This is a genomic window from Bacillus sp. JJ1562 (genome assembly GCF_036962705.1).
Taxonomy (GTDB): Bacteria; Bacillota; Bacilli; order Bacillales; family Bacillaceae_L; genus Ferdinandcohnia.
This window is the reverse complement of record NZ_JBALOQ010000045.1, coordinates 44,601-71,249: the sequence shown is the minus strand read 5'-3', so window position 1 is coordinate 71,249 and position 26,649 is coordinate 44,601. Positions and strand designations below refer to the sequence as shown.

The 26,649-nt window shown below is 38.3% G+C and carries 25 protein-coding genes, 1 pseudogene and 2 other annotated features; of the genes and pseudogenes, 6 read left to right on the top strand and 20 right to left on the bottom strand.

The features are described 5' to 3' along the window. Window positions 1–254: 254 nt before the first annotated feature. The 5 genes from V7097_RS21605 to V7097_RS21585 form a co-directional block, all read right to left on the bottom strand. Window positions 255–1,628, bottom strand: coding sequence for a UDP-N-acetylmuramoyl-tripeptide--D-alanyl-D-alanine ligase (locus tag V7097_RS21605; protein ID WP_335705708.1), 1,374 nt, complete (start codon window positions 1,626–1,628; stop codon window positions 255–257). A gap of 60 nt (window positions 1,629–1,688) precedes the next feature. Next, complete coding sequence (locus tag V7097_RS21600; RefSeq protein ID WP_335705707.1) at window positions 1,689–2,774, bottom strand: D-alanine--D-alanine ligase; 1,086 nt, start codon at window positions 2,772–2,774, stop codon at window positions 1,689–1,691. A gap of 614 nt (window positions 2,775–3,388) precedes the next feature. After that, window positions 3,389–4,732: a hemolysin family protein gene (locus tag V7097_RS21595; protein WP_335705706.1), complete on the bottom strand. Its 1,344-nt coding sequence runs from the start codon at window positions 4,730–4,732 to the stop codon at window positions 3,389–3,391. A gap of 154 nt (window positions 4,733–4,886) precedes the next feature. Then, window positions 4,887–5,246, bottom strand: coding sequence for a MerR family transcriptional regulator (locus tag V7097_RS21590; protein WP_438824268.1), 360 nt, complete (start codon window positions 5,244–5,246; stop codon window positions 4,887–4,889). Window positions 5,247–5,402: 156 nt separating this feature from the next. Next, window positions 5,403–5,807 carry a rhodanese-like domain-containing protein gene (locus V7097_RS21585; RefSeq protein WP_335705705.1) on the bottom strand — a complete coding sequence of 135 codons (405 nt, stop codon included), beginning with the start codon at window positions 5,805–5,807 and terminating at the stop codon, window positions 5,403–5,405. A gap of 141 nt (window positions 5,808–5,948) precedes the next feature. On the opposite strand from V7097_RS21585, the gene V7097_RS21580 reads away from it, so the two are divergent. Beyond that, the gene (locus V7097_RS21580) at window positions 5,949–6,395 is read left to right on the top strand and encodes a VanZ family protein (protein ID WP_335705704.1); all 447 of its coding nucleotides are present in this window, start codon (window positions 5,949–5,951) and stop codon (window positions 6,393–6,395) included. Between the two features lie 22 nt (window positions 6,396–6,417). Here V7097_RS21580 and V7097_RS21575 read toward each other — a convergent pair whose 3' ends face one another. The 5 genes from V7097_RS21575 to nagE form a co-directional block, all read right to left on the bottom strand. Then, window positions 6,418–7,335 (bottom strand): DUF7916 family protein, encoded by a 918-nt coding sequence (locus tag V7097_RS21575; protein WP_335705703.1) that lies wholly within the window; start codon window positions 7,333–7,335, stop codon window positions 6,418–6,420. A gap of 17 nt (window positions 7,336–7,352) precedes the next feature. Further along, window positions 7,353–8,075, bottom strand: a complete 723-nt coding sequence (locus V7097_RS21570) for a GntR family transcriptional regulator (RefSeq protein WP_335705702.1) — start codon at window positions 8,073–8,075, stop codon at window positions 7,353–7,355. After that, window positions 8,032–8,826: a glucosamine-6-phosphate deaminase gene (gene nagB / locus V7097_RS21565; protein WP_335705701.1), complete on the bottom strand. Its 795-nt coding sequence runs from the start codon at window positions 8,824–8,826 to the stop codon at window positions 8,032–8,034. The genes V7097_RS21570 and nagB overlap by 44 nt, the downstream gene beginning before the upstream one ends. Before the next feature lie 2 nt (window positions 8,827–8,828). Beyond that, window positions 8,829–9,998: an N-acetylglucosamine-6-phosphate deacetylase gene (nagA, locus tag V7097_RS21560; protein ID WP_335705700.1), complete on the bottom strand. Its 1,170-nt coding sequence runs from the start codon at window positions 9,996–9,998 to the stop codon at window positions 8,829–8,831. Window positions 9,999–10,177: 179 nt separating this feature from the next. After that, entirely contained in the window at window positions 10,178–11,623 is a 1,446-nt protein-coding gene (gene nagE / locus V7097_RS21555; RefSeq protein WP_335705699.1) for an N-acetylglucosamine-specific PTS transporter subunit IIBC, read from the bottom strand. A 299-nt stretch (window positions 11,624–11,922) separates the two neighbouring features. On the opposite strand from nagE, the gene V7097_RS21550 reads away from it, so the two are divergent. Then, window positions 11,923–12,072, top strand: a complete 150-nt coding sequence (locus V7097_RS21550) for a hypothetical protein (protein ID WP_335705698.1) — start codon at window positions 11,923–11,925, stop codon at window positions 12,070–12,072. A 68-nt stretch (window positions 12,073–12,140) separates the two neighbouring features. Here the strand turns inward: V7097_RS21550 and kynB are convergent, their stop codons facing one another. Continuing rightward, on the bottom strand, window positions 12,141–12,761 hold the full coding sequence (gene kynB, locus V7097_RS21545) for an arylformamidase (protein WP_335705697.1): 621 nt from the start codon (window positions 12,759–12,761) through the stop codon (window positions 12,141–12,143). 172 nt (window positions 12,762–12,933) lie between these two features. Here kynB and V7097_RS21540 point away from each other — a divergent pair, with 172 nt between their 5' ends. Further along, the gene (locus tag V7097_RS21540; protein ID WP_335705696.1) at window positions 12,934–13,797 is read left to right on the top strand and encodes a CAP domain-containing protein; all 864 of its coding nucleotides are present in this window, start codon (window positions 12,934–12,936) and stop codon (window positions 13,795–13,797) included. A gap of 114 nt (window positions 13,798–13,911) precedes the next feature. Here V7097_RS21540 and tyrS read toward each other — a convergent pair whose 3' ends face one another. The 3 genes from tyrS to V7097_RS21525 form a co-directional block, all read right to left on the bottom strand. Then, the gene (tyrS, locus tag V7097_RS21535; RefSeq protein WP_335705695.1) at window positions 13,912–15,156 is read right to left on the bottom strand and encodes a tyrosine--tRNA ligase; all 1,245 of its coding nucleotides are present in this window, start codon (window positions 15,154–15,156) and stop codon (window positions 13,912–13,914) included. 588 nt (window positions 15,157–15,744) lie between these two features. Next, window positions 15,745–15,964 (bottom strand) — a binding site (T-box leader). 108 nt (window positions 15,965–16,072) lie between these two features. Further along, entirely contained in the window at window positions 16,073–16,495 is a 423-nt protein-coding gene (locus V7097_RS21530; RefSeq protein WP_335705694.1) for a GreA/GreB family elongation factor, read from the bottom strand. A gap of 254 nt (window positions 16,496–16,749) precedes the next feature. Further along, window positions 16,750–17,601: a VOC family protein gene (locus V7097_RS21525; RefSeq protein ID WP_335705693.1), complete on the bottom strand. Its 852-nt coding sequence runs from the start codon at window positions 17,599–17,601 to the stop codon at window positions 16,750–16,752. Between the two features lie 132 nt (window positions 17,602–17,733). On the opposite strand from V7097_RS21525, the gene V7097_RS21520 reads away from it, so the two are divergent. The 3 genes from V7097_RS21520 (at window position 17,734) to V7097_RS21510 (ending at window position 19,630) form a co-directional block, all read left to right on the top strand. Further along, on the top strand, window positions 17,734–18,051 hold the full coding sequence (locus V7097_RS21520; protein WP_335705692.1) for a winged helix-turn-helix transcriptional regulator: 318 nt from the start codon (window positions 17,734–17,736) through the stop codon (window positions 18,049–18,051). Window positions 18,052–18,207: 156 nt separating this feature from the next. Continuing rightward, a complete protein-coding gene (liaG, locus tag V7097_RS21515) occupies window positions 18,208–19,059 on the top strand; it encodes a LiaG family protein (RefSeq protein ID WP_335705691.1) in 852 nt (283 codons plus the stop codon). 403 nt (window positions 19,060–19,462) lie between these two features. Then, a complete protein-coding gene (locus tag V7097_RS21510; RefSeq protein ID WP_335705690.1) occupies window positions 19,463–19,630 on the top strand; it encodes a hypothetical protein in 168 nt (55 codons plus the stop codon). A gap of 180 nt (window positions 19,631–19,810) precedes the next feature. Here the strand turns inward: V7097_RS21510 and V7097_RS21505 are convergent, their stop codons facing one another. From V7097_RS21505 to V7097_RS21480, 6 genes and pseudogenes are all read right to left on the bottom strand, one after another. Beyond that, window positions 19,811–20,641, bottom strand: coding sequence for an energy-coupling factor transporter transmembrane component T family protein (locus V7097_RS21505; RefSeq protein WP_335705689.1), 831 nt, complete (start codon window positions 20,639–20,641; stop codon window positions 19,811–19,813). Then, window positions 20,632–22,344 (bottom strand): ABC transporter ATP-binding protein, encoded by a 1,713-nt coding sequence (locus tag V7097_RS21500; RefSeq protein WP_335705688.1) that lies wholly within the window; start codon window positions 22,342–22,344, stop codon window positions 20,632–20,634. Before V7097_RS21500 ends, V7097_RS21505 begins: the two co-directional genes overlap by 10 nt. Window positions 22,345–22,378: 34 nt before the next feature. Continuing rightward, on the bottom strand, window positions 22,379–22,930 hold the full coding sequence (locus V7097_RS21495) for an ECF-type riboflavin transporter substrate-binding protein (protein ID WP_335705687.1): 552 nt from the start codon (window positions 22,928–22,930) through the stop codon (window positions 22,379–22,381). Window positions 22,931–22,972: 42 nt separating this feature from the next. Further along, window positions 22,973–23,830 carry an SAM hydrolase/SAM-dependent halogenase family protein gene (locus tag V7097_RS21490; protein WP_335705686.1) on the bottom strand — a complete coding sequence of 286 codons (858 nt, stop codon included), beginning with the start codon at window positions 23,828–23,830 and terminating at the stop codon, window positions 22,973–22,975. Between the two features lie 81 nt (window positions 23,831–23,911). Then, window positions 23,912–24,182 (bottom strand) — a binding site (T-box leader). Between the two features lie 77 nt (window positions 24,183–24,259). Next, window positions 24,260–25,449: pseudogene (locus V7097_RS21485) on the bottom strand (trans-sulfuration enzyme family protein). A 147-nt stretch (window positions 25,450–25,596) separates the two neighbouring features. Further along, complete coding sequence (locus tag V7097_RS21480) at window positions 25,597–26,538, bottom strand: hypothetical protein (RefSeq protein WP_335705685.1); 942 nt, start codon at window positions 26,536–26,538, stop codon at window positions 25,597–25,599. Window positions 26,539–26,649 lie beyond the last annotated feature (111 nt).

Genomic DNA, 26,649 nt, shown 5'->3' with positions numbered 1-26,649 from the left:
TTTTTCGATTATGAAATAAAATTAAAATACTTTTGAAATAATTGTAATCTTTTTGTAACATTTTCTGTTTTCAAACGTACTAATAAGTAAGAAGAATTTAGGAGGTCATAAAATGGACAAGCTATTCAATGAAAAATCGGACTTTATGAAAGAATTATTCGCATACTCCTTAGGAATCTTACTAACTATTTTAATTATACTGCCATTTATTAACTAGAAAAAAGCTCGGCAATCAATCGTCGCCGAGCTTTTTCTCATTTTTTGAAGGCAAAAATAACTTCCTCGAGTTTCATTCCTCTTGAGCCTTTTACTAAAAGGATATCCCCTTCTGATAAGAGATTTCGTAATGCTTCAATTAGTTGTTCTTTATCTTTGTACGCAAATACTCGGTCTTGTTGGAACTGCTCTCTTGCACCGCCGGCAATATGCTCACCTAATCTGCCATAAGTATATACATAGTCAACCTTGTCAGGCTGAATGAAACGACCCACTTCTTCGTGGAATTCATTTTCATTGTCCCCAAGTTCTAGCATGTCACCTAACACGACAATTTTTTTACCTGAGGTTTGTAAATCATGAACTAAGCTTATTGCTGCCTTCATGGATAATGGACTCGCATTATAGGCATCATTAATTAATTTCGTTCCGTTAATTCCTTCAATTAATTCAAGTCTCATATTCGTGATTTTAATTTGCTTTAAACCACTTTCGATTTGGTCCCAGGATAATCCGAAATGACGGGCCACAGCAATCGCAGCCATCGCGTTGTTAACATTATGCTTTCCGAGGACTGGCACATAAAATTCCTTCTGTTCCAGTTCATTAATTGAAAAATAGGTGCCTTCGTTTTCCTGTTTAATTGAAAGTGGATAAAGATCATTTTGCTTTGACTCACCAAAAGTTGTTGTTTGGATATCCATTGATTTAACTCGCTCTGTTAATAGAGGTTCGTCCCCATGGTAAATGAGTAAGCCCTTTTTTGACAGACCTTCCACTATTTCAAGCTTTGCTTTTGCGATTCCTGCACGGGAACCAAGGTCCATCATATGTGATTCACCAATGTTCGTAATCACTGCGACATCAGGCCGTGCTATTCGGGTAAGGAGTTCAATTTCACCGAAAGCACTCATCCCCATTTCAAGCACTGCGACTTCAGTATCTACTTTTAATCGTAAAATCGTTAAAGGTAATCCAATATGATTATTTAAATTACCTTCTGTTTTTTGAACATTTATTGAAGTTGATAAAACCGCTGTGACCATGTCTTTTGTTGTTGTTTTTCCATTGCTCCCAGTTATCCCAATGACTTTTATCGAAAGCTCATCACGGTAGCTTCTTGCAAGGGTTTGAAGAGCTTCTAATGTGTTGTGCACATAAATAACTGGGATTTGCTGTGGTGGATTTGGCTGGTCACTCCCCCATAGCACAGCTGCTGCACCGTTTTCAATTGCTGCATCCACAAATTGATGACCATTAAATGTGTCACCGATGATAGGTATGTACAAATTTCCGGGTGAGATGGTTCTTGTATCAATGGATACACCCTCAATCACGACATTTTTGTGTTGTGGGTCAAGCTTTTCACCTTTTGTCATTTCTTCAATTTGAGCTAAAGTCTTTTTTATCACGAGGTTCTCCCCTTTTCATGAAGAAACACTATTCATTAGGAAGAATAGTGTTTCTAGGTTTTAGATTGTGTATTTGATCGTTTGTTTTTCCGTATGGCGCTCGATTGCAAGCTCAACTAATTTTTCAATAAGCTCTGGATAGCTAACGCCAGCCTCCTGCCATAGTAACGGAAACATGCTAAATGGTGTAAATCCAGGCATTGTGTTGACTTCATTAATAATGACTTTTCCTTCTTTCGTTAAGAAGAAATCTGCTCTTACTAATCCTGAGCAATCAAGTGCTTTGAATGCTTTAATTGCTTCTGTTTTGACAGTTTCATATTGCTCATCTGTTATTTCAGCTGGGATAATGAGAGCCGTATCGCCGTCTTCATATTTTGCTTTGTAGTCGTAAAAATCCTTCTTCGGTACGATTTCACCAACAACTGAACAGCTTGGATTGTCGTTTCCGAGGACACCGATTTCGATTTCACGACCAATAATTGCCTCTTCAATGATGACTTTACGGTCAAACATGAATGCTTCCTCAAACGCTTTTTCAAGGCTTTCGCGGTTTGTCGCTTTGCTAATACCAACGCTTGAACCAAGGTTTGCAGGCTTTACAAAGCATGGATAACCTAGTTCTTCTTCAACCTTTGCATAAGCTTCTTCCGGATTTTGCTTCCATTCACTTCGAATATAGGAAACATATTTTGCTTGAAGCAGCCCCGCTTGGCCAAATATGTTTTTCATTATTACTTTATCCATTCCAGCAGATGAAGCAAGTACACCGTTACCGACATACGGAATGTTAACTAGCTCGAGTAGTCCCTGGACGGTTCCGTCCTCTCCGTTTGGTCCATGCAATAATGGGAACACCACATCAATGGCTTCATCATGATTTGATTGCTGTGCAGAGAAAAGCTCTTTATTTAAAGAAACTGGAGAAATCGGGGTTCCCGCTTCTTTTAGAACTAGCTTCTTTACTTCATCGACAGGACCTGTCAATTGATTTCCGCGAATCCATTCGCCTTCTTCCGATATATAAATGGGATGAATATCATATTTTGAATGATCTAATGCTTTGTTTACAGCTAATGCGGTTTGCAAGGAAACCTTATGCTCAGCTGATTTCCCTCCGTATAGCAAGCCTAGTTTTACCTTCATAAGCTTCCTCCTAAAAAATCAATATACCCTTTATTTTAACATTAACGCGTTTATATTATATAACAATTACATAACATTTCTATAATTTATTACATACGTCTAGAAAAGTGTCTGTCTAGGCTTGCATCTTTATTTAGGAACTACATTGCTGGTTTTTTAGAGGAGATCATCGTTTCGCACTGTTTCTGGATTTTCACTGCGGCTGTTGTGCGAATCAACCCCTCTTTCGGACAGCTTTTGGTTTTTTACTGAGCCCCCTGTCCGAATTGTTCACTCATTTAGACTGTTTCCGGATTTTTACTGTGTCGCCTGTCCGAATCTTTCACTCATTTGGACAGACTTCAGTTTTTTACCGCTCCTCCTGTCAGAATCAACCCCACATTTGGACTGTTTTTTGATTTTTTCCGCGACTCTTGTCCGAATCAACCTCACATTTGGACTGATTTTTGATTTTGTTCCCCGACTCTTGTCCGAATCAATCCCTCATTCCTATATTTCCAAGCTTATCTCAAATGAACTTATTTACTTTGTGGAACAAATCTTTTTAGTTCGCAACCCCAAATATGTAGTCATAAAAAAAGCCTCAACGGCGGGACCGTCAAGGCTTTTGCAATTTATTCAAGGGCGCTGGCGCTTTGGCCAATAGCCATAATCTGTTCTTGTTTGATGATTTTTTTGATTTCAAGTGATTTGATATGGTGGCCATCCATTTCGATGATTCTGAATTCATATTCCCCGTATGGAATTTTGTCTCCAGGGCGGACGTCAATTTGTTCGGTTAAAATCCAACCACTGATTGTATCCACATCCGTATCGTCAATTTGTAATCCAAACAAGCCATTGACTTCACCGATTAAGACCTTACCATCTAAGATGGTTGTGGTGTCATTAATTTTTTGGATAGCTGGTTTTTCATCCGTATCAAATTCATCGCGGATTTCTCCAACGATTTCTTCAATAATATCCTCAACCGTCACCAGTCCTGAGGTTCCGCCATATTCATCGATCAAAATCGCCATGTGTACACGTTCTTTTTGCATTTTTGCTAATAATTCTTGAATTGGGATTGACTCAATTACATGAATAATCGGTCTTGTATAATCCTCTATTGTTTTTTCATTTGCACCCGTACCTGTCACAATATCAGTGAGCAGCTCCTTGAGGTTAATCAAGCCAATAATATGGTCTTTATCCCCGTCAACGACTGGGTAACGTGTATACTTCTCACTCGTCATAATCGCCAATATCTCTTGGACTGATTTTTCTTTATCAAGGGCGATGATCTCCGTGCGTGGTACCATGATTTCCTTTGCCACGCTTTCATCAAATTCAAAGATATTATTAACATATTTATATTCAGATTGGTTAATTTCACCATTTTTATAGCTTTCAGATAAAATAAGTCTCAATTCTTCTTCTGTATGGGCGATGTCATGTTCTGATATTCTCTTAAAGCCGAATAATCCAGTTAATAAGCGAGCAGAACCATTTAATACCCAAATGAATGGATACATCAATCTATAGAAAAAGATTAATGGTCTAGCAAAAAACAAGGTAACTCTTTCTGCCTTTTGAATGGCGATCGTTTTCGGTGCAAGCTCCCCGACAACTACATGTAGAAAAGTAATAATCAGAAACGCTAAAGTGATCGATAAAAGAGTTGAAAATGAAGCTGGTATATTAAACATACCGAGTATCGGATGAAGTAATGCTTCAAAAGTGGTTTCTCCAAGAAAACCAAGTCCTAAAGCTGTTACTGTAATACCTAACTGACACGCAGACAGGTATTCATCCAGGTTTGAGATGACAGTCTTAGCAGCAATTGCGCTTCTATTCCCTTCTTGTACGAGTTGGTCGATACGAGTACTTCTTATTTTTACAATCGCAAACTCCGACGCCACGAAAAAGGCAGTTAACGCAATCAAAATTGCAACCATGACTAAATTAAATATCTCCAAATAGTTTCCTTACACGCACGAAACGAGTAAGGATTCCACCTCCTAAATAGGTAAGTTTTTTATGTTATTTATACAAAGTATTTATGACTAGGATTTTTTATTCTTTAAGAATGAATTTTTATTCTGTAAGTTCATAACTATATGATTCTTTGATTCAAGTAAACAGAACCATAATTATTTTTGCGAGTGCCTTGCTTTGTGTAGACATCTTATTCATCACAGATTTTTGTTGCTCTTCTGTAAGAGATTCAAGCATTGGCCTCATTTCTTTCAGTTCTGTTTCTAAATACTCCATTCGCTTTGAAAGAGCCTTTGTGTATTTCAAGACTTTCTCTTGCTCAACACGATTGGTATGAAAAAGTTCAACCTTTTCCTTGATTTCAAGTAAAGGGATGTTTAACTCCTTATATTGGGAAACGAGATGAAGGGTTTCCACCGCTTCGTCACTATAGAAACGATAGTTAGAGTCTGATCGTTCAGGAGTTAAAATACCAAGCTGTGTGTAATAATCAATCGTACGTTTTGATACATTTGCTTCTTTTGCTAATTCTCCGATACGGTATAACTTCCCAACGACATCACCCCTTCTATCATACTTCTATTCTACTATTATATGTATAATAAACCATACAGTCAAACGTGCCGGTTTTTCCTGTACAGTTCATTCATTTCACTTTTTCTTTTGTCCCGGAGTGGCTTGTGTTTTTAGGCTATAAAGGCCTCCTTTTAAGTGGGACAGCGGCAAATTCTTATGCCTTCTCCGGATGGCTTTTGCAGCTTGTTTGCTTCGTATCCCTGTTTGACAATATAAAATAATGTCCTTATCCGTTGGGATTTCAACCTTGTTTCGTTTTATTTTAGATAAAGGAAGATTAATGGCTCCATTAATATGATTTGCTTGGTATTCATAAGGGTTACGCACGTCAATGAGCGCAATCTCCTTTGGCTTTTTCATTCTTTCATTAAAATCTGCTTCTGATAATTGTTCCAGGTTTTTTACGGGTCTGAAGGAATCGCAAACTAAAATGATGAAGATTATTCCTAATCCGATTTGAAGTATTGTAATTGTATCCATTTTTCAACATCCCTTTTCATACACGTTATTTTCCTATTATAATCGAAAAAAGGAGGAAACAAAAAATCTCAAGTGACATCGCCTCCTTTTTGCGGTAGAGTAAACTAGAAAAATGTTTTAGGGATTGGAGAATCTACAAAATTGGGGCAGGCTGTAAAACGGTTTTTGGCTGGTTCGGTGTTTATCACTTATTCACTATTTCTTATATATTGGATGTTTTTTGCATATTTTCGGACAAAGGGAGGGGAATTCCGGTATAACCTAACGCCTTTTTCGACGATTAAAAATTATTTTACGTATTATGATCATTTTCCTTATCACATCTGGATCATGAATATCGCAGGAAATATCGGCGTTTTTATACCATTTGGGATTGTACTTCCGATTCTTTTCCCAAAGCTCTCAAATTTCTTTTTGTTTTTCTTAGCTTTTGTCATTGGAATTTCATCCCTTGAAGTTCTTCAGCTTTTAAGTAAGCTTGGAAGCTTTGATGTAGATGATATTATTTTAAATACAGTTGGGGCTGTAATTGGCTATGTTTTGTTGCAGGTCTTAAGAAGTCGTAAACGACGTAAAAAAAGGAGATGAGGTCAAATACCTCGTCTCCTTTTTAGCGATTAACTGAAGCTGCCATTCGTACATATGTATGACGTTTTCCACGAATAGCGATAGAATAAGTCATAATGTTTTCAGGGATTGCGATACCGTGAAAGCCCGCATCTCCAATATGGTATATGTCCGCACCTGCCATTTTACTTGTTAATGCAATTTGGCGAATGGTTCCTTCATCGGCACCCTCTTGGCTTGTACCAATTGTCAGCATTACCAATGCTCCTTTTGAATGAACAAAACGAACATTTTTTTCCGTTGACTCCAGAGTAATTCCTGGAACAGTTCCAGGTGCTGGCATTAAAATGACATCCGCCCCTGCGTCAACAAAGCTTTCAAGTGCTACCTCTGATATGATTCCACTTCCGGATTCATTGGCAACCCCGGCACCATGCATTTTTCCGGCAATAATAAGGCCTTCACTGCCAAATACTTCACGCGCCTTCTTAATCGCTACAACAATTTCATTATTTGTAACACCTGTTTTCGGGTTTCCAGTTAAGCAAACAAAATCAAAGCCAAGCTTTTTTGCTTCATTTAAGGATTCTTCTGTCGCCAAACGACCTTTTGGAAGTTTACTTAATTTTTCAAGCTGCTCGGCATTTGGGTCAACAGGCTCTAAATTCAAGCCAATCGGTCTACCGGTGAGCTCTTTTAGCTTCTCAACAATAGATTCGCCCTCCACAGCTTGAAAGCCCTCCACAAAAGGAGAAAAGACATCAAAATAATTAAAAATCAAGAGATCGGCACCAAATGCTGACGCCATTTCCGCATTCGTCACGGCTGGATATACTGGCTGAAAGGAACCAATGACCTCTGATAAAATAACCCTTCCCTCAGAAGCCTTAATCGATTGCTTAAGATCTTGTCCGTTCATTTTTTTGAAATCTGAGGCTGTACAATCTAAAAGTCGTTTCATGATGATACCTCCTACATTTATGTTCGAACCATTTCCACTTTATATTTATATCTGTCAGCACGGTAATAGGATTTTACAAACTCGAGTGGTTGCTGATCCTCAAGGTATGAGATTTGTTGGATATACAGGACAGGTGCTCCCACCTTTATCCCTAACACAGACGCCTCACGTTTGTGGGCAGTCGTGGCTTCCAGTTCCTGAACCCCGGACGTGATATGTAGTCCGATTTCCTCGACATAACGGAAAATGGAATGCTCTGCCACTTCCCTTGTTACACCTGGTACAAGGTCTTCTGACATATAAAAAACCTCAAAGGCAATCGGCTGCTTGTCCGCAATTCGCAAACGTTCAATTTGGTAAACCCTTGCCCCTTTTTCCACCTTTAGCTGTGAAGCGATTAAAGAGTCCGCTTCTATTAGAACAAAGCTAAGAACCTTTGTACCTGGCTCGAGCCCTCTTGAACGCATGTCCTCAGAAAAGCTCGTTAATTTCTGGATATTCTTTTCAAATTTCTTAACTGCCACAAAGGTCCCTTTTCCTCGTACCCTTTGTAAATAACCTTCATTGACGAGATTATTGATGGCATGTCTTACGGTCATCCTACTGATTTGGTACTTTTCCGCAAATTCTCTTTCAGATGGAATCATGTCTCCAGGATTTAGCTCTTTTTTTTCAATTTTTTCGCGAATTCGCTGCTCAATTTGAAAGTAGATAGGTACTGGTGAACTCTTCTTTATCACGATTAAAGCCCCTCTTTTTATCATCATCCACTAATGAAAGTGCTTCTTCGTCCGCAATAATCGTTACGTCAGGATGATTCTTTAAAACAGTAGCCGGAATCGTTTCTGTGATGTCTTCGTTGATAACTTTTTCAAGGATTTCAGCCTTTGTTTTTCCTGATACGAGCAATAGGATTTTTCTACTATTCATAATTGTTGAGATTCCCATTGTAACAGCATGTGTTGGAACTTCTTCAATGCTATTGAAAAAACGCAGATTCGCTTGTCTTGTTGATTCTTCAAGCTCAACAACATGAGTTACAGAATTGAAAGGTGTACCTGGTTCGTTAAAGCCAATATGTCCATTTACTCCAATCCCAAGCAATTGAAGGTCGACTCCGCCTAAATCCGAAATAACCTTTTCATATTTTTGGCCTTCCTCTTCATAATTATTTGCTAGCCCATTTGGAATATGGATATTTTCCTGATTAATATTGATATTTGAAAAAAGGTTTTCCATCATAAAATGGTGATAGCTATTTGGATGGTCCTTATCAATTCCTAAATATTCATCTAGATTTACTGTCTGGATGTTTTCATAGGATGTCTTATTTTGCCCGTGATCCTTAATTAGTTCCTCATATGTTCCAACTACAGTGCCGCCAGTCGCAAGACCTAATACCGAGTTTGGCTTTTCTTTTACTTGATGTGAAATCATGGCTGCTGCCAATTGGCTCATTTCTTTAAAATCCTTTACTGCTACAACTTTCATCATTATCCCTCCCTATTTGAATAAGCAAGTTTTCCTCGACAAAATGTCATGATGACCTCTAATTGATCATTCACTATCACAAGATCTGCATCCTTACCAGCCTTAATGCTTCCTTTTCGGTCAAACACATTGATTTGCTTTGCTGGATTAACAGCTGTCATTTCAGTTATATCCTGAAGTGAGCAATCTGTGAATTTCATCATGTTTCGAACTGCATCATTCAATTTTAAAATACTTCCCGCCAAGGTTCCATCTTTTAATACAGCTCTTTCCTCATTCACGATTACTTCTTGACCACCTAGGTCATACATTCCTGCGCCAAGGCATTTTGCACGCATTGCATCGGTTACAAGAATGGAGCCTTCGCTCCCTTTATTTTTATATGCAAACTTCACCATTTTGGGTGCTATATGAATCCCATCGACAATCATTTCACATTTTACTTCGTTATGTAAAAGGACAGCACCTGCTACACCTGGCTCCCGATGATGAAGTCCGCGCATGCCGTTAAATAAATGCGTAGCATGGGTAACTCCAGCTTCTATCGCTGCTTCAACTTCATCATACACCGCATCGGAATGACCAATGGAAGCAACAACACCTGTATTTTTTAAATGAGTCGTTAACTCAAGTCCTCCCGGTTCCTCTGGTGCTAATGTCACTAGTCGAATATTGTCGCCTGATAAGGTTTGCCATTCTTTAAAAAGCTCCACATCTGGGTTAATGATATTATCTGGATGCTGCGCTCCCGCTCTTTTCGGAGATAAAAATGGTCCTTCTAGATGTGCTCCTAAAATTTCTGCAGACCCAAGATTTTGCTTCGGGATAAAATCAGCAATATTGCCGATTGCGTTTTCAATATCGTCTTTTGTCTTCGTCATCGTTGTTGCTAGAAAGCTTGTCGTACCTTCCTTGGGTAACACTTTTGTCATTGTTTCTAATGCATCAGGTGTTGCGTCCATTACATCGGCACCGCTTGCCCCGTGAATATGTAGATCAATCATACCTGGAATGAGAGAGTAAGAATCATCAAAAGCGATGACTTCGTCTTTATCACTTGCATGGAAGTCAGCCATTTGACCAACCCTTGTTATCTTTTCTCCATCGATTTCAATAAATCCTTTTTCGATGATACCTTCTTCAGAATATATAGTCAGATTTGTAATAAACATGTCAATGACTCCTTTTATGTTTCTTACTGTAAGTATATCTTTCACGATAGCTAGTTGTCTATACCACTATATAATTTAGTATTTTCCCTTACTTTTCCCTTCTTATTATAAAATTATAGTGTTTTCCTTGTAAAATAATAAGAAAGGACCGTCCGTATGGACAGCCCTCCTAATCCTTCTTACTTTTCTTTACGAATTTTATGGACTTCGTCTGCAACGAATTGTACGTTTGTTCCTACGATAACTTGAATACTGTTTTTTCCAACAATATTGATACCAGGAACTCCCGTTGCTTTTATTTTTTGCTGATCGACTTTTTCCATATCTTTAACTTCTAGACGTAGACGAGTCACACAGTTATCAACTGATGTTACGTTTTCGTCTCCACCTAAGCCCTCATAAATTTGAGCTGCCATATTAGCGAATTTGGATTTACCATCTGCTTGTGTAGTTGTTTCAACCACTTCTTCGTCTTCACGACCAGGTGTTTTTAGGTTAAATTTAACGATTAAGAAACGGAATAGAACATAATAAATCACTGCTATTACAAGCCCTTGTACTAATAGCATCCAAGGCTGATTTGCAATAGGGTTTCGTAAACTTAGGAAAAAGTCAACAAAACCTGCACTAAATGCAAAGCCTGCAGTCCAATGGAATGTAGCTGCAATAAACAATGAAATACCTGTTAATGCTGCGTGTACAACATATAACGCTGGCGCTAAGAACATAAACGCAAATTCAAGTGGTTCTGTAACACCTGTGAAAAATGCTGCAAATGCTGCTGCCATTAATAAGGATGCAGCTTGTTTCTTTCTTGCTGTTTTAGCTGTGTGATACATGGCAAGCGCTGCTGCTGGTAAACCAAACATCATTACAGGGAAGAAACCAGCTTGATATCTACCAGTAATCCCTTTCTCACCAGCACCACTTAAGAAATTATTGATATCGTTAATACCAGCTACGTCAAACCAGAATACGGAGTTTAACGCGTGGTGAAGACCTGTTGGAATTAATAGTCTATTAAAGAAACCGTATAATCCAGCACCAACTGCGCCTAAATCAAGAATACCTTTACCAAATGCAACCAAACCAGAATAGATAACTGGCCATACAAATAACAGAACTAGAGACGCGACTAACATAGCAACGGATGTCAAAATTGGAACAAGTCTTTTTCCACTAAAGAAGGCTAGCGCATCCGGTAATTGTACATTACTGAAGCGGTTGTACATTATAGATGCGATAATACCAGATATAATTCCGATAAATTGGTTTTCTATTTTTCCAAACGCTGCATTAACCTCAGCTGGGTCTACCCCTTGGAGCATTGCCACTGTGTTTGTTGCAAGTAATGTTGTAACTGTTAGATACCCCACCAATCCACTTAATGCCGCTGAACCATCTTTATCCTTCGACATTCCTAATGCGACACCCACCGCAAAAAGAATGGCCATATTATCAATAATGGCTCCTCCAGCTTTTATTAAGAATGCTGCGATAGGGCTTCCTCCACCCCAGCCCTGTGGATCAATCCAATAACCAATACCCATCAAGATAGCCGCTGCTGGTAATACAGCAACCGGTAACATCAATGAACGACCAAGTTTTTGAAGATACTTCATCATGATAATAATTCCTCCTTAATTTAGTATTTTCCTTCTATTCTTTGGTCCTCTAACTCCGTAAATAAAGCATGTATAATTTCAAAAATAGGCAACGCTTACACGTTAGTGTAACCAAAGGATAGGCAGAATACTTACCGCAACTCATTTTAACACCAAGGGGATTAGTTGTCTATACCAGTTTTAGAGAAATTTTTACAAAAAATCGGCAATATTATCTACTACAATATTACTAAAGGCGTATAGATGATGGAATTTCTTTATATTACACTAGGGATAAGCCATTGATTAGGAGGTATTCCATGAAACAAGGTGATAAGGTTGTCTACAATAACGATTTGTACGAAGTACTGTACGTTTATGAAAATGGAATGTATGAGATCAAACAAATGGAATTTCTCTTCAGGGTAGAGCTCGTAAATAAGAGCGATCTCATACCTGTTGCTAGTTAACGTGTTCCCCCTTTCCTATAGGTTAAAAAAATCCATTGTTCTTGTGACAATGGATTTTCTTCGTTCCCCTATATGTTTTTTAATACCGCACGAACTGGACTCCCATCGGCCCCTTCAATTCGTAGTGGCAGTGCAATTAATTCATAATCACCTGGTTCCACTTCATCTAAGACAATCCCCTCAAGAATATATATGCCATGTCTATGTAAATGATGATGGGCTAGTAAATTTTTACTATCCAACTGATCAACTGATGGCGTATCTACGCCAATTAATTGAATTCCTTTTCCAGCTAAAAAAGAAGCGACTTCTGGTTTTAAGCTAGTAATAGTAGTCGGAAATTGGTTTCGGTTTTTCCAAGAATTTGTTCGGATTAATAATCGTCTCACACCTGATAAGTCAATTCCTTTTATGTCCTCAATTCCAATTTCTTTTTTTCCTGATACCTCAATCACTCTTGCCTTTCCCACATATAAGTCAAGCTCTAGTTCATGCACCTTTTTTCCATCATTGTCAAAGTGATAAGGCGCATCAATATGCGTTCCAATATGAGTGCTTGTTGTGATTTTTCCTACATTAACAGTTGATGCTTCCTCAATTGACCATGTTAGTTCGTATTCAAATGGAGTATCGCTCGGCCATTCCTGTGTTGTATGACTTAATGGCTGTGAAATATCAATGATTTTCATGTAATTCACCTCATGTGCTTAGGTATTTTTTTCCTTCTCTTATTTTACTCGATATTGATGCTACCGTTAAGCATCTTCACCCTTTTGACTCTCTATAATTACCACCAATACTTTATTTAAGGAAGTAGCAAAATATAAAAGTAAATCGAATCACGCAAAGGAGGAATTCAGATTGCAAAGATTTACAAAAACAGGTATAGCGATTCTTGGGTCTGCGATGCTTTTATTATCTGCGTGTAATACTAACAATGCCACAGATAATACTAACAATGCAGCAGATAATACTAACCGCTCAGCAAATGTAGAAAATGTGAATAACGGCTATATCTTAAAACAGGACCGTCCTTATCGCACAACAACGTCCAGCGATAAGTATCCACATACAACAAGTGTTCAGAATGCACAAGGCGAACAACAATATTTTCGTTTCATTAATAAAAAAATTGTAGTCCGCACACCGAACGGTACAAACGTAGTTCCGAATGGGAACTATCAGTTTACTGGTGAACAAAATAATGTGGTACCGGCACCGAACAATGTTGCTCCGGCACCAAATTCAAATTACCCAATAGGGCAAACTGCACCTGCCCCTCAGAATCGTCAGCCTGCCACGCAGCCTGCACCTGCACCTGCTCCAGCTCCAGCTCCTACAGCTGGAATTAGCAATTTTGAGAGACAGGTAATCGACCTTACAAATGCACAGCGTACGAAAAACGGCTTACCTGCCCTTAAAGCGGATACTGCATTAAGCAAAGTAGCAAAGACAAAATCAAATGATATGCAGCAAAAAAATTATTTCTCCCATACGAGTCCTACTTATGGTTCTCCATTTGATATGATGAGGGATATGGGAGTATCTTACAGAACTGCTGGGGAAAATATCGCAAAAGGACAAGCATCTCCTGATGCCGTGGTAAACGCTTGGATGAACAGTGAAGGACATCGTAAAAACATTCTGAATCCAAACTTCACCCATATTGGAGTTGGCCACCAAACGAATGGCAACTACTGGACACAAATGTTTATTGGAAAATAAGAAAAGCTTATGAACGCATCCTTAAGTGACGGATAGACCAGAGAACCGTTGGCTTCTTGAGCTAGACAAAAAAATTGGGGCAGACATATTAGAATGTCGCCCCATTTTAATTGATTACTTTTTAATTTTAACAAATTTACGCTTTCCGACTTGAACGATCATGTCGGTTGTAATTTCCAACTCTAAATGAATATCCTCTATTTTTTCACCATTCAATTTGACGCCACCGTTTTGGATCATTTTTCGCGCTTCCCCTTTAGACTTTTGTAAATCCAACTGAACAAGTAAGTCAATGATGGAGGATGTGTTTTCTCCTGACCATGTTACTTCTGGAATGTCTTCTGGGATTACTCCTTTTTGGAAGACCGTTTTAAAGTGTTCTTCAGCCTGCTGCGCCGCTTCTACACCATGGTACATTCTCACGATGGTTCTTCCAAGAAGCATTTTTGCATCACGTGGATGAAGCGTACCATTTTCGATGTTTGCTTTAATCTCATTCTTTTCATCAAGTGATAAGTCTGTAACTAAATCAAAGTATTTTGCCATCATTTCGTCCTGGATGGACATTGTTTTTCCGTACATATCATTTGGTGCCTCATCAACACCAATGTAGTTTCCTTTTGACTTAGACATCTTTTCAACGCCATCAAGTCCTTCTAAAAGTGGCAGAAGAATTACAACCTGCTTTTCTTTACCAAAATGCTCTTGTAAATGTCTTCCCATTAACACGTTGAAGTGCTGGTCATTTCCACCTAATTCAATGTCGCTTTCCAGCTCAACAGAGTCATAGCCCTGCATAAGTGGGTAGAAGAATTCATGAAGCGAAATTGGCTTTCCGGTCGCTAAACGCTCAGAGAAATCATTTCTCTCAAGCAAACGAGCAACAGTGATACTTGCTGCTAGGTTGATAATGTCTTCAAAGTTTAAGGTAGATAGCCATTTGGAGTTGTAGTGTAGCTCGACCTTCTCCATGTCTAAAATTTTTCCAAACTGCTCAAAGTATGTTTTCGCATTGTACTTAACTTCTTCATCTGTCAGTTGTTTTCGGGCAACGGATTTACCGGTTGGGTCCCCAATTTTTCCTGTAAAGTCGCCAATTAGAAGCTGGACTACATGTCCGTTTTCTTGGAATTGTTTTAATTTGTTTAATACCACAGTATGCCCTAAATGAACATCTGGCGCTGATGGATCAAGGCCTAGCTTTACTTTTAGTGGTTGGTTTGTAACAATGGATTTTGCAATTTTTTGTTTTAGCTCATGCGAAGGAACTATTTCCTGTACACCATTTGCATAGATGTCAAATTGTCTTTCTAGATCTATTTTTTGTTCTTCTGTTAACTGCTCGATAAAGTTCTCCATTGCAGTTTTCCTCCTGGTTTGTGATTTTATTTATAATGTTTTTTACTAACCTATAAGGTCTTCGATTCAAAAGAAATTAGGTCTCGGACATTTTTTCTAGCGTTGGATGTTTTTTTGTCTTTGAGACATCTGGTCGAAGACATTTTCACCTGAAGTCGGCTAATTTTTGTCTTCGAGACACTGCTTCAAAGACATTTCGGCATTATCATGACTTACTTTTGTCTCCGAGACACCTTCTCAGAGACAATTCTGATTGACATCGACCTTCTTTTGTCCCCGAGACACCTTCTCAAAGACATTTCTGCTTGACTATGACCTACTTTTGTCCCCGAAACAGCATCTCAAAGAAATTTCTGTTTGACAGCGACCCACTTTTGTCCTCGAGACTGCCTCTCAGAGACATTTACCTCTAATTCCGGCATCCTTTTGTCCATGAAACACCCGCTGAAAGACAATTCTTCATGATCCCAAAAGATTTTTGTCTCCGAGACACCTGTTCAGTGACAATTCCCTCGAATTTCAGCATCCTTTTGTCCATGAGACCGGAATCAAGCCTCCAAAAAAAAACATAAAAAACCACGCCCCTAAAAAAGGGACGTGGTTGCACGCGGTACCACCCTTGTTTGAAGATATGCATCTTCCGCTCCATTCGAATAACGGCTCGTCCGTTCTTTGCTAGTTGCCTTTCGGGTTCACAAAGAAAGCTCAAGGAGGTAATTCGCATTTTATCTTTGTTCCGGTTTTCACCAACCACCGGCTCTCTGGTACAGGGAGATAAATTGCTACTGATTCCTATCATCACTTAACTATTTCAATATATACAGGTTATTGTATCGAATCGTCCAATAATTAACAAGCAAAAATCCACTTCCTTTTTCTACATAAAAAAAGAAGTGGATTGGAAGCGCTTTAATAACTATTGTTGTAAAATTAAATTTCCCGCAAATGTTATATTTTGAATTGTAACCGGGAGGCCGCCCGCTGGCGTGTTTAGTAATACCTTTTCGCCCACTTTTCGCAATAATAATTGTCTTCCGACTGGCGATAAAAATGATATACAACCTGTATCCGGGTCTATTTGATTTGGCAAACAAATTATATAATCCTCATAATCATTTTCCCCATCAAACATAACCGTTACCTTTGTTCCGATAAAAACCATTGGTAAAGATTCAGCCACTTCATTTTTCAAGTAACTTTTAAGCTCATTATTATAAGAACTAAAAAAGTTCTGGTTCCTTTCCTTAAGTGGTGTGGAGGATAAATAGAGATTTTTTAATTCCTGAAAGTTTGTGTCAATAAACTTGATCTGCTCCACAAAGTAATCCTTATGGCTCATAGTATGTATCCTCCTTACTAGGATCAAACACATTGCAAAATTTCATTTCCACCTTCATTTTTTATTTCCCCTTCCCTTTTTTGAATATAAAAATGTAGACCTTCCTCAAACTGAGAAAGGCCTACCATACATTTCCAATAATATCATATTTATTCCAACAAAACTAGTTATCTCGTAATCTGTTTATTCGGCAAAATTTGTGCAACAACATAAAAAAGCAGCTACCCGAAGATAGCTGCTTAATCCACTTTTAACTATGCAACAACAAGTCTTATTTTATTTTCAGACGGATCTTTTGTAACCATGACTCCGTCCTCTTCTTGGACATATGCGCCAATTTTCTTCAGGTTTTCGACTGTTGTTTGTAAGGCATTTTCGTTAGGCAGTACAAGTGTGAACGAATTAATTCCGGCACTATTTTCAGATGGTGCAGGTGCACCTACGCCATTCCATGTGTTAAGTCCAATGTGGTGGTGGTAGCCTCCTGTTGAAATGAATAATGCCATGCCTCCATAACGAGTAACAACATCAAAACCAAGACCTTTTGTATAGAAATCTTCCGTTTTTGCCAACTCAGATACATGCATATGAACATGACCCATTACTGTACCTTCTGGAAGTCCGGTCCATTTTTCACCATTTGCCGCCTCAAGTACACCTTGGCCATCAAGTGGATCTGTCACCATTTTTACTTCACCATTATTCCATTCCCATTCTGTGTCAGGACGGTCTCTGTAAATTTCAATTCCATTTCCATCTGGATCATCTAAATAGAGAGCTTCACTTACTGCGTGGTCTGATGCTCCAATTCGAACATTATTTTGGACGAAATGATAAAGTATTTTTCCTAAGTCCACTCGGGTTGGTAAAAGCAATGCAAAATGGTAAAGCCCTGTTCGGCGTGGCTCTTTTGGTGTAATGCCGTCAGGCTGTTCAATAGATAACAACGGTGTTTTGCCATCCGCAGTTAAAAGCGCTTTTCTTTCAGACTGCTCTAATACTTTAAATCCAATTGTATTTTGATAAAATGTTAAAGAACGTTGTAAATCGGTTACCTTTAAGTCTACAAGACCTACAAATGTATATGGTGGGCGTTGATATTTCATTTTTAAGTGCCTCCTGATTTTTATTAGTAACTTACTTTATGTAAGTAATTATATTTTTGTAATTAAATTATGTCAAGTATGTTTATTATTTATTACAATGCGCTATAATATATTCATAGGGGTGAAGGAAATATGGATACAAATATAATTTGTCCTAAATTCGAAAAAGCTATGAATTTAATTGGGCAACGGTGGACAGGACTTGTCATTTTCCAACTTCTCAACGGTCCACAGCGTTTTTGCACGATTGAATCTTCAATTGGAATCAGTGGAAGAGTTCTTTCAGAAAGACTTAAGGATCTAGAGAATCAAGGAATCGTTAAGCGAGACGTATACCCAGAAACCCCTGTACGTATTGAATATTCATTAACTGAAAAAGGGTTGGCCCTAAAATCTTTAATGGATGAAATCCAAAAATGGTCGCAGGACTGGGTTAAAATAGATTCATAAATCATCAAGTTTAAGCGGATTGTATTAAATGCAATCTGCTTTTTTCTTTTTATAAGCCTCTGGTCTTATTTAGAAATATATCGGTGGTGCGTTACATCATTCTCTTTCTTCTTTTATGATAAGGATAGAATAAATGATAAAGGCAGGTTAGAAAAAATGAAGAAAATATTAATTATATTTTTCGTTCTTATTGGAGCTTATTTATTGATAACAAATCTGTACCGTATTCCTGGGCTTCCTTTTGGGAATTCTGGAGACTCCGCCAAAGTTACCGAAAAAATTGACGAGATTGAAATTGATATTTCGTCGATTAGCACAACTGTTATTCCTGAAAACCGCGACGACGTGGAAGCTGAACTGAAAGGAAAAGGCGAAGTGCATGTCTCAAAAAGTGGTGACAAGATAGAGGTCACTTATGAACGTGGATTTTTTAACTGGGGCTCGCTCCCTTTCTTTAATAATTCAAAACTAACTGTGTATATCCCTGAAGATTATGATCAAGATCTATCATTTAGAGTCGGTTCTGGCCATTTGGAATTTGACGGCGCCTCAATGGAGATAAACGAGCTATCTGCAGATGTCCATTCTGGAAATATGAGATTGGAAAACCTAACTGTAGAAACATTTACTCACAACGTTGCTTCCGGAAATTCCAGTATTGATAAGCTTACTACAAAAAGTGGGGAAATCGATGTTCGCTCTGGTAACGTGACAGTGGATGAATACATTGGGAAACTAGAAGCCGAAGTCCACTCTGGACGTTTAAAAACAACGATTTCAGACCTCACGGATTCAATTGATGCAAGCGTAAACTCAGGGCTACTTGATCTTGACCTACCAAATGATGCTGACTTTATATTAAAAGGTAAATCAAATAGCGGCCATATTTCCAACAATTTCTCCCTTGATGATTCCACAAGGGATAAAGGGAATATTGAAGGAAAACACGGTGCTGGCACCTATGATATAAATATTGAAGTAAACAGCGGAATAGCAACTATTAGATAAAGCAAAAAGCGCTCGTAGCTGGGCGCTTTTGCTGATTCTTCCTACTATTACTGATAGGCTTGAACCCCACATCAATTCCAAATCCACAATCCCATAGCCCTGCTTTTGTCGCATCCCCCTCTCTTCAATCTAAACACTGAAAATTCTTATGGAAAGAGTAATTAATAATTTTAACTTGATTTTAAAAATGTACTGACAAAATTTTCAATCTATTTTATTATTATACTTATAAGCATCAATAAGGTAAAAATGACCAGTTCGTGAAACTTGCGCAAGACAAAAGAATCAATGTAAAATAATAAAATAAACGATAATTTACGTGAATAATTTTCATAAGTATAGGATATAATGTTTTTATTTTAACCTCTAAATAATAATATAAAACTCTGAGAGGAGAATTGCCATGACTGCCAATAACGAATCCAAAAAAGAGATCACGGTTAATTCAACTGTCCAGTTAAAAGGGATAGTAAAAGCAATATTTAACGATTCCATCCATGTACAAATCGGAGGAAAAATTATTACACTTCCCGCTTCAAACCTTTTAAAACAAAACAAACCATTAACCTAAAAACAGGAAAAGGAATACCACATTATTAACTGGTATTCCTTTTTATATTTCAAATGCGCCTTGGCGTATTTGCGCCCGATTTTTTTCGAGCAAGCTCGAAAAGTTTCCATTGAAAAATCGAGGCATCCGCCGGAGGCTTTAACTTTATTCAGTTGGGGTTTGAACCCCAACTGAATAAAGTTAATGGAAAGGGTTATAAAATCGGTTCCCATCATGAAAAGTCACAATCATAGAGATTATTAATATGGCAATGAATATAACCACCGTCACATAATCGGCTATTTGAAAGGAGCGTAAACTATACCAGGTACGCTTTTTGTTTTTTCCGAATCCTCGTAGTTCCATGGCATTACTGATTGTTTCTATTTTGTCCAGGCTCGATAGGATTAAAGGGATAAGAATGGAAGCTACATTTTTTATTCGCTTATGTAGCCGCTCATTCTTCGACATATCAATCCCTCTTGCTTGCTGAGAACGTGCGATGTTCCAAAAGTCTCTTTGAACCTCCGGAATGTAGCGCAAAGCAAGTGCAACCGCATAAGAAATCCGATAGCTAATGCCGACGCGATTTAGGGATGCAGCAAATTCGCTTGGGTTTGTTGTCACAATAAATAATAATGCCGCTGGAATAACTGTAAAATACTTAATTGTAATATTAAACTGGTAAAACAACTGCTCAAGTGTAATATTATATCTTCCGACAAACTCAACTAACACATGACTCGTCCCATAAATATTTACTCCCTCTTGAGGAGAAAAAGCATAGATAGCAAGATTATTCAACAACAAGAATAATAAGATAAACAGAAGGACAAACGAAATCTCCTTTAGCTTAATTTTAGAAACTAGAAAAATAAAAAGGCTAAATCCAAATAAAAAAAGGAGAATTCGTGTATCATAGGTCAACATTGCAGCAGAAGACCACAATAATAAGCAAATTAGCTTTGTCGCACCAGTAAGTTGATGAACAGCTGACTTGCGCTCAATATAATATAGCATCTCTACTGCCATGTTTTCCGTACCTCCTTATCATATGCAATAAAACGTTCAACAAATTCAAGAGGTTCATCTATTCCTGCTCGTTTTGCTAATTCAAATAAGGAAGTTTCCTTTAAGTTAGCTTGTTTAATAATCTGAGAATCTGTTAACACCCTTGTAGCAGATTGATCGGCGATTTTTTCTCCTCCTGCTATCACAATTGCACGTGGTGTATACTCAAGCATTAAATGCATGTCATGCGTAATCATAATAATCGTCATACCCTGTTTGTTTAACCCCACAAGAAACTCCATAATTTCTGTATAATGACGGAGATCTTGCCCTGCCGTAGGCTCATCTAAAATAATGATTTCAGGCTCTAAAACAAGAATAGAAGCAATGGTAACGCGCTTTTTTTGTCCAAAGCTGAGCGCAGAAATCGGCCATTTTCTAAACGGATAAAGGCCGCACACCTTGAGCGTTTTCTCAACCCGTTCCCTAACCTCATCCTCCGGTAAACTACGGATGACAAGTCCTAGTGCAACTTCATCGTAAATCATATGCTTTGAAATCATATGATTTGGATTTTGCATAACCATCCCAATCCGTAATGACCGTTCTTTTATCGTATCTTTGGTAATGTCCTGGCCTGAAAAAAAAATTCTCCCTGAACTAGGTTTTTCAAAACCGCAAATAAGTTTTGAAAGAGTAGATTTTCCAGCCCCATTTTTTCCAACAATACTTACCATCTCACCTTTTTCAATTGTAAAGGACAAATCTCGTATTGTTTCAATACCTTGTTCATAGCTAAAGGATACATGTTCTAACTCTAAGATAGGAGTAGTCTTCTCTCGCCCTATAGGAGTTGCAACCTGTTCAAACCACTCTGTTAATCTTTCCTTACATGCATCCACATCAAAGGAAGGAAGATATGCTGGTTTCATTTCTTTAGTTATATTGCAGCCTGCATACTTTACTGCTTTAACATACAATGGTTCTCGTATATGTCGTTCCTCTAAAATTGGTTTGGACAAAAGCTCATCTGGGTTCATGTCACCGACAATTTTTCCTTCATCCACGACAATTATTCGATCTACGTGGCGATACAGAACATCCTCTAAGCGATGTTCTATTATCACTACTGTTGTATTCGTTTCTTTTTGAATCCGATCGATTAGATCAATTGCATGTTGACCAGTTGCTGGGTCAAGGTTCGCTAATGGTTCGTCAAAGAGAAGGACTGATACTTGATCGACCATCACTCCTGCCAAGGATACCCTTTGCTTTTGTCCTCCAGAAAGCTGGTGAAGAGATGACTGCAAGTATCCCTCCATTTCCACCATTTTTGATACTTCCGCTACGGTTTCAAACATACTTTTTTGTGGCACACAATCATTTTCTAAAGCAAAAGCAATATCCTCCCCAACCGAGAGTCCAATAAATTGCCCATCTGGATCCTGTAATACAGTGCCAACCATCTTTGATAATGTAAAAATATCTAAGTCCTTTGCTTCTTTCCCGTTAATCCGAAGACTACCTTGAATACTCCCTTTATAAGAAAAGGGAACAAGCCCGTTCATGCAATTTCCAATCGTGCTTTTCCCTGATCCTGATGGCCCAACAATTAATACCTTCTCACCTTCATATATTTTAAGATTAATATCCCGAAGAGTAGGCTCTGCTTGGCTACGATATGTAAAGCTATAATTCAAAAATTCGATAACAGGTTGTTTCATCATACTACTCTCCCAGCAAACTATAGGCTACACTTTATAAATCCTTCGTTAAGCTTCCACTTTTACTTCTTGTTTTCGCATAAGCAATTAATAAAATGGTACCAATGACTCCGACAGTTATCATATTTGAAACCCCTGCTACTAGACCTTGAACATACACCTTATTTGCTGGTTCAGCATAAATCCAAATATCCAATGTCGGTGCAACAACAAACCAGCCAATTGCCTGTGCGATAACCTGAACAATATTGAAAGTCACAATTTTCTTTGCATTTATAATTCCAGATTCAATATCAATTTTGTTTTTAACGAGCCCAAATATAAATCCTACTAGCATTGAGACAATAACCCAGCTCCACCAAATTGAACCCCACGTAATGGCATCGTTTAATGTATGGCCGATCAATCCAATTAAGGCACCTGCTATAGGACCAAACACAACAGCCATAAGGGCCAAGAATGCATATGACGTTTGAACCGTTGTATCAGGTATCGGTGTTGGAAGTGCAACAAATTTCGCTAAAATCACAAAAACAGCAGCACCAATGCCAATCGCAACAATCGTTTTAACAGACAAGCCTTTCATTAATCTCCTACCTCCTATAAATATATTTAATTTACACAATATTTAATTATATACGTTTTTCAGAATTTTACGAATAAAAATTTTCCAATTCACACCAGTCTCGATATGATAAGCCTTAGCAAATGAACCTTGGTTGATGGCAACTCCGATTTTATCAAGAGAATTAATAAACAATAACGGTTCGCCAAGATGGCTATCTGCAAATGAGCGGCCATATGTCATAATATTTTTATATACTTGGCGAGTTTCATTTTCGATGGTCACTTCGAAATGATCTCCATACTCCACATTCAGTTGGTTGAAAGTCTCGCGCTCAATATTCGTCCATAGATTACCAAAACGAATATCAAGAATATCAATCGTGCCTAAGACACTATCCTCTTGAACAGTTGCCTCTGTTATCTCTAACTCAACAAGAGAATCAACAGGAACAAGGGGTCCAACCTCTTCATATGAAATCAAACCGGATGCAAGTCTTGCCCCCGTATAGGCATAGACATCTCTACCATGAAACGTATAAGACTCTCCTGAAAAAGGTAAACGATTTATACTTTCATCAATGATCCTCACTTCTTGAATACCGAGTTTTTTCTGTATATGTGTGACCGTACCATTATCTGGTGTGGCAATGTATTGATTTGATCCTGTCCTTACCACGATACTTCTTCGATTTGAACCGACACCAGGGTCAACAACCGATACAAAAACTGTGCCTTCTGGCCAGTAGGAAATCGTCTGATATAGCCGATAAGAGCCTTCCCATATATTAAATTGCGGAATGTCGTGAGTTAGATCAAAAATCCGAAGTGACTGGTCCACTGAGATTGCCACACCGTACATTGCACTTACAGCACCATCACTTAATCCAAAGTCCGTTTGTAATACTAGATGATTTGTCACAATAAATTCCTCCAACTTTTGTATTTGGTTTCGGGTAAATACCTTTTTGAAATATAAAAAAACCACGTCATTATCAAATACGATAAGGACGTGGTTTATCTCACGTGGTACCACCTTAATTCACTGTTTGCTCACACAAACAGTCTCTGCAAGTACGTGGGTCTGTCAAAGCCCATATACTGTGGTATTGATAACGAGTACCAAATCTCGTCGGAACCTACTCATAACAATCGTTACTTTCAGCACGAAACTCAGAGGCCATTGTTCAGATTCGTATTTTTGCTTCTTTTCAGCTACCGAAGCTCTCTGTGTAAAATAGCTAAATCCTACTTTTTCTCTTCATCGTCTTTACTTAAGGTTGTTATTAATTAGTAATTATAACCAGTATTGTCTTTTATTGCAATCGAGATTTTTGAAAAAATTCCTGTTTTATATTTCCCTTAATGCCTGTGAAATATCCGCCTTCAGGTCCTCAATATGCTCTAACCCAACAGAATAGCGGACAAAATTGGCTGGAATACCAGCTGTTTTCATTTGTTCTTCATTCATGGCTCCTTCCCACATCGCCGCGGTATGGACAACTAATGAATCTACTCCACCTAAGCTAACTGCATTGGTTGAAAGTTGCAACGCTGATACAAATCTCTGGGTTGCTGCATAATCTCCCTTAACCGCAAACGCAATGACTGCCCCGAAGTCTTTCATTTGTTTTTTGGCGAGCTCGTGCTGAGGATGACTCGATAGACCTGGATAATACACTTTTTCGATTTGAGGCTGTACCTCCAAAAATTCAGCTAATGCTAATGCGTTCGAATTGATCCGTTCCATCCTTAATGGAAATGTCCTAAGGCCTCTTAACAATAACCATGCATCCATCGGTGACAGGACTGAACCTATTGATGTATGTGTATCCCAAATTTTTTCTGCATGCTCAAAGCTTGTACAGATGACACCAGCTGTTATATCGTGATGTCCCCCAAGATACTTTGTTGCACTATGTACTACAATATCAACACCCACATCATGTGGTCGTTGATTAAGTGGTGATGCAAATGTATTATCTGCAACAACGATAATATCCTGTTTCTTTGCTAACCCTACAACTGCTTCAAGGTCTGTTAAAACCAAGGTTGGATTAGCAGGAGTTTCAAGCATAATCAGCTTTGTGTTGGGTCGAATCGCCTCTTCAAATGCCGAGATATCAGATTGCTCTACTACTGTTACTCTACACCAAAGCGTGGAAGCATCTCATCCATAATTTTTGCCGTACTCATATAGTGTCTTGTTTGTGCAATGACATGGTCGCCCGCAGAAACTAATGCCAAGATTGTAGTCGCTATAGCTCCCATTCCAGACCCTGTTATGAGGGCTGTTTCAGTTCCTTCAAGATCTGCCATTATTTTATTCACTCGTTCATGAAGTGGATTTCCATAGCGAGTATAGTAGCTTGGGTGAAGAGGTGTTCCTGCCATTTCTGCAAAATCAGCCGAATCTTCTGCCCTAAATGTTGATGAATAATAAATAGCTGGTGAAACGCTCTTTTCCTTTTTTGCCCATTCATGGTCGCCATGTAATACGAGTGTTTCATCATTAAAGTTTCGAGGTTTATTAATGGTCATTTTCTATTTGCCAAACTCCTTTTTATATAATTCTATATTTTTAGTATTTTTATTTCAATGAATATCTCTTTTCAAATAAAAAGTGCCTGTCACCATAGTTTTTATCCTAAAGTGTCAGGCACTGTTAAATATAACCTACGAAAACCATTAAATCATTGATTTCTTCAGATTTCGTAAATATCGATAGCGGATCAACACAAAGTAAATCACTTGAGCAATTAAAAATACAATAAGCACTTGAATGACTTCTTTGGCAATGGAAAGCTGAAAGAAGCTTTGCAGTGCCATAAAGGCAAATCCACTATGCACGAATGCAACAAAGATTGGTACAAAGAATAGTAATGCGAGCTGGCTTGTCACGATTCGGCTGAGTTCCCCATCGGTCAATCCAACCTTTTGAATCGTCAAATACTGTCTAGCATCATACTCTAAATCTGCATATAACCTAAAGTACAAGAAGCTTCCTGCAGCTAGAAAGAATACTGCACCGATAAGCAAAGCAACAAAAAACATCATCTGATACATACTTCCCATTTGCTCATGAATCGTTCCTCTTACAATCATCCCAAAAGGATGTTCCTCAGATGGAAATGCAACTCCGTCTTCAACGAGATTCCCTGCCATTCCAGCTGTTTTTTCAATCTCTTCTGTATAAAAGCCAGTATATAATTCTTCATTTTTCGCCTCTAATTTTTCATACAACTCATCGCCGACAATTATCCCCGTGTCCTGAACCAACTGAAATGGGAATACGACATGTTCTGAAAACTCCATTGGACTAATCTCAATTCCACCCTTCTCCAGCACATACGTATCTGGACTTTGATTTTCAAGAGCCGACTGTCTTAGGCTTAGGACTTCATTACCCTCAAGCGGCTTTTCTTTAAAATCATATCCCGCTTCTTTAGCAATCAATTCATAACCCAAAAAAGAAATGACCGCAAGCTGGTCTTCAGGATATTGAGATGTAGATGAAGCCATCTCGACTATCTTAATTTGCGCCTCAATTGAAGTGTAGGTAACTTCTCTCTCTTTTAGTTCATCCTTGATTTGACCAAGGTTTTGCTTGTGAATTGGATCCGAAGGCATCCGTCTTGTTGTCCCTGTTGTCGGCTGTATTATTACTATTTAGTTATTATTTGGCAGTAACTATAAAAAAAATCGGTGTGGCTTACGAAACATTACATTTTGTAAGCCACA